The organism is Stenotrophomonas sp. SrG, from assembly GCF_050031795.1.
Lineage (GTDB): Bacteria > Pseudomonadota > Gammaproteobacteria > Xanthomonadales > Xanthomonadaceae > Stenotrophomonas > Stenotrophomonas rhizophila_A.
Map to the genome: position 1 here is coordinate 1 of NZ_JBNBBE010000988.1, position 242 is coordinate 242.

General features: G+C 73.6%; 1 protein-coding gene. It reads left to right on the plus strand.

Features of this window, described 5'->3' with window-relative positions; translation table 11 throughout:
• The coding region (locus ACQG3P_RS22450; RefSeq protein ID WP_426806290.1) for a hypothetical protein at positions 1-241 on the plus strand (241 nt) is incomplete at its 5' end.
• Position 242: the final 1 nt, after the last annotated feature.

Genomic DNA, 242 nt, shown 5'->3' on the forward strand with positions numbered 1-242 from the left:
CTTCTCCGAGGGGTGGCGGGAGGCCTCCGAAGAGGGCTGCGAGGCGGGACTGGAGGCACAGCGGGGCTGGCGTGAGGCACACGCTGAGGTCGGGGTGGAGATTGCGGCACAGGGCACCGTCCGCATCTGGTTCAGTTCGCACAGCGACCGGAACGTCGGCGTCGGGCGGGCGCCCCGGGTGCTCGGCCGACTGGCGGCGGTGGGCGTGTCGCTGGTCCACGACGTCGGCCAGGGCGCGTGAG